The following is a 4092-nucleotide window of genomic DNA, read 5'->3' on the forward strand; positions in this document are numbered from 1 at the left end:
CAGCAGCAGTCGATGGTCCTGGTGCCGATCGACACCCCGGGCGTGACCGTCGTGCGTTCCACTACGGTCTTCGGGTACCACGACCAGCCTGGGCACTGCGAGATCATCTATGACAACGTCCGGGTGCCGGCCACCAACCTGCTCGGCGAAGAGGGCTCCGGCTTCGCGATCGCCCAGGCCCGGCTCGGGCCGGGTCGCATCCACCACTGCATGCGCGCGCTGGGCGGCGCCGAACGTGCGCTGGCGCTGATGGTGAACCGGGCCAACACCCGGATCGCCTTCGGCCGCCCGCTGGCCGACCAAGGTCTGGTGCAGCAGGCAATTGCCCAGTCACGCAACGAGATCGACCAGGCCAGGCTGCTGTGCGAGAAGGCCGCGTGGACGATCGACCAGCACGGCAACCGGGCCGCCCACCTGCTGGTCTCTCAAATCAAGGCGGTGGCGCCCCAGATGGCCTGCAATGTCATCGACCGCGCCATCCAGGTGCACGGGGCTGCCGGTGTCAGCGAGGACACGGTACTGGCCCGGATGTACGCCTGGCAGCGTGCGATGCGCATCTTCGACGGACCCGACGAGGTGCACATGCGGTCGATCGCGCGCGCTGAGATCGGCCGGGAGAAAAGCGCTTTCGCTGCGGCGGTCACCTAAGGTGGCAACCGACGTACGAGATCTGCAGGGGGCCTGGAACTTTCGCGACGTCGCCGACACCACCGGCGTACTGCGGCCCGGTCGGCTCTTCCGGTCCGGCGAGCTGAGCGAGCTGGGCGAGGAAGGACGCAGCGAGTTACGCCGTTTGGGTGTTACCGATGTCGCCGATTTGCGTTCGCGCAGTGAGGTATTGCGCCACGGCCCCGGCCTGGTGCCGGACGGTGTCGACATACACCTGTTGCCCATCCCGGACCTCCCGCCCGACGAGGCCAACCCGGACGGCGAAGCACCCCACGAGCACGCGTTCAAGCGGCTGCTGGAAGACAAGCCCGACGACGAGCCGGTCAGCGACGCCGCTACTCGCTACATGGTCGACGAGTACAGCAGGTTCCCCACCTACCCCGGAGCGCAGCAGGCACTGCATCGCGTCGTGAACCTTTTGGCGGACGGTCGCACGGTGCTCGCACACTGTTTCGCCGGCAAGGACCGCACCGGCTTCACGGTCGCGCTGGTGCTGGAGGCCGCTGGTGTCGACCGCGACGCCATCGTGACCGACTTCCTGCAAAGCAACCGGGCCGTCCCGCTGTTACGGGAGCGGATCCTGAACGCGATCCGTGAGCGGGCCGACGTCGACATGACACCGGAGTTGATCTCGATCACCGAGGCCCGGCTGTCCGAAGAGGTTCTCGGCGTCCGCGCGGAGTACCTCGACGCCGCGCGCCGGACTATCGACGACAACTTCGGCTCGCTGGACGGCTACTTCCGCAGCGCGGGCATCACGACAGCCGACGTGACGCGATTGCGCGACGCACTGCTGGGCTGACTCACTCTCACTCTCGCAACACCGGCACCAGAGCCTGGGCCCGGTGCGCTTCTCAAAACGTAGGGCCGATATCACCGCGTGTGATACCGCCCGTGCGCTCGTTTCCAAAATGCGGCACCGCCCGGAGCTAGTGACTGCCGGGATTTCCGAGGGGCGCGGGATTCTTTCAGTGTTCTGGAGGTGAAACTTAATTTTCGCCAACGAAAACCTGTGTATTTCTTAGACGCTGAAGCATTAATGGAGTAGAACATACGTTGAATACCCGCGGCGCCGGAGCCGACTCAGACCCTGGCGACCACCAGTTCACGGTCCCGAAAGGTCGCACAATGTCAGGTCGCACGCTTCGTCTGATGGGTCTGGGAATGGTCACCACCGCCGGCGCAGGTTTTCTCAGCTTGGCCGCGATGCTGAACTCGGCTTCCGCGCATGCCGACGACATCGGCCTGGTCCTCGGCGGCAGTGGCACGCCCATCCCCGGTATGGACTACGTGGAGTCCGCCGCAGGGCATTACCTGTTCCCGACCTACGGCGAAGGCATCACCTTCTACCAGGCCACCCCGGAGAACCCCTTCGGCGAAGGCCTGTTCACCCCGGAGGGCCTCTACCCGCTGACTGGTGTGCACACGCTGCAGTTCAACTACCCCTCCGGCGCCGACGGTTTCCCGGACCAAAGCACCTCGGTTGGCCAGGGCGACACCATTCTGGCGAACACCATCGAGTCCGAGATCGCCAACGGCAACACAGCCACAGTGTTCGGCTACTCCCAGAGTTCCGTGATCTCTGGCCTCGTCATGCAGCAGCTGACAGACGCGGGTATTCCCAAGAACGACGTGAACTTCCTCCTCGTTGCCGACGAGACAGTGCCGAACGGTGGATTGCTCTCGCGCTTTGACGGTTTCACGCCGTCATCGGGGCCCGCGGTGTCCGACCCGCTAAACCTTCCAAGCCTGGGGATCTCCTTCGACGGCGCCACCCCCTCCAGCGAATACGCCACTCAGATCTACACGATCGAATACGACGGTTTCGCCGACTTCCCGAAGTACCCGATCAACTTCTTGTCCGACCTCAATGCGTTTTTGGGTATTGAGACGCTGCATGGCACCTATTTGAACGGCGGTGAGGGTACCGACGGGCTCGGAAGCGGCCCGTCGCTCGGCGACATCAACAACGCGACACCCCTACCAGTCTCCGGGGCTGACACCGCGACCAACTACTACATGATCACCACTCTCGACGGAACCGACTCCACTGCGGGTAACGAGATCACCGCGCCGCTTGTCGCGCTGCTGCCGAAGCCGTTGCAGGAACTCCTCGGGCCGGACCTGACGTACCTGATCAACCTGGGCTACGGCGACGGTTCACAGGGCTGGGCGGACGGCCCGGCGGACGTCAACACTCCGTTCGCACTGTTCCCCAACGTGAGCATGTCGGACGTCTTCAACCAGCTGTCCACCCTCACCGAGCAGGGCATCCAGAACCTGTCGACTGACACCGACCCGTACACGTCCAACGTGGCGGCGGCAGGGCAGAGCGCGGCCGAGGTGATAGCCGCACTGCAGGCCGACCTGGCCAACCCCGCGGCGTCGCTGACCGACTTCGTCAACGCGATCACCACCGCCTCGTCCGCGGCGTACTCCGCGTTGCTGCCGACAGCCGACATCATCAACGCGTTGGTGACCAGCCTGCCGGCCTACGACCTCTCGCTGTTCTCGGCGAACATCGCTACCGGCGACTTCGCCGACGCACTGGGCTTGCCGGTCGCGGCCGACACCGCACTGTTCACACTGGCCGGTGGCTTCGAGCTGGAAGTCATCCAGAGCGCGGTGGCGCAAATTCAGGACGCGTTCACGGGTCTGTTCTAGAAAAGGGTTGGACAGGAAGGCGCCGCTACCGCTCACGCGGTGCGGCGCCTTCTTTAGCGAGGAGGTCTCATGACGGGAAACTCGTTGCGGCGGCTGGGCATTGGCTTGCTGGCAGGTGCCGGAGTCGGCTTAGTGGGGCTGAGTTCGGCAACGCAGGCCTACGCCGACAACATCGCCTACGTCATCGGCGGCAGCGGCGAGCCGATACCTGACCAGAACTTCGTCGACACCGTCGAGCAGTTGTTCCTGGCTCCCAACGGCTATGGGGACTACGCGCCGCAAGCACTGGCCACACCCGAGGGCAACTCCCCGCTGTACACCCCGGTCCAGAGCTTGGAACTGGACCCGTCCGAGGCGCAGGGCGTCACGATCCTCAACAACGCGATCCTGTCGCAGACCCTGAACGGCAACAGCGTTGTCGTCTACGGTGATTCGCAGAGTTCCACGATCTCGTCGATGGAGATGGCCGCCCTCTCGGCACTACCCGCCAACGAGCAACCCAGCCTCGATCAACTGGCCTTCGTGCTGACCGGCGACCCGAACAACCCCGCCGGGGGCCTCTTCGAACGCTTCGACGGCCTGAGCATCCCGAGCGTAGGCATCACCTTCAACGGCGCTACGCCGGACCTCTATCCGACCGACATCTTCACGCAGGAATACGACGGCTTCGCCGACTTCCCGCAGTATCCAATCGATCCGCTCTCCGACCTGAACGCGCTACTGGGCGTCTACTTCGTGCACGGCACCTACTCGGACCTG

At 64.6% G+C, this 4092-nt stretch carries 4 protein-coding genes; all 4 read left to right on the forward strand.

Going from position 1 to position 4092, the window contains the following annotated elements:
• Positions 1-648, forward strand: a 648-nt coding sequence (locus VN856_RS27900; RefSeq protein WP_325695327.1) for an acyl-CoA dehydrogenase family protein, incomplete at its 5' end; no start/stop codon positions are given.
• Between the two features lies 1 nt (position 649).
• Positions 650-1471: a tyrosine-protein phosphatase gene (locus tag VN856_RS27905; RefSeq protein ID WP_325695329.1), complete on the forward strand. Its 822-nt coding sequence runs from the start codon at positions 650-652 to the stop codon at positions 1469-1471.
• A gap of 326 nt (positions 1472-1797) precedes the next feature.
• The gene (locus tag VN856_RS27910; RefSeq protein WP_325695331.1) at positions 1798-3333 is read left to right on the forward strand and encodes a PE-PPE domain-containing protein; all 1536 of its coding nucleotides are present in this window, start codon (positions 1798-1800) and stop codon (positions 3331-3333) included.
• 69 nt (positions 3334-3402) lie between these two features.
• A partial coding sequence (locus tag VN856_RS27915; protein WP_325695333.1) for a PE-PPE domain-containing protein occupies positions 3403-4092 on the forward strand: 690 nt, incomplete at its 3' end.

Source organism: Mycobacterium sp., assembly GCF_035603715.1.
Taxonomy (GTDB): Bacteria; Actinomycetota; Actinomycetes; order Mycobacteriales; family Mycobacteriaceae; genus Mycobacterium.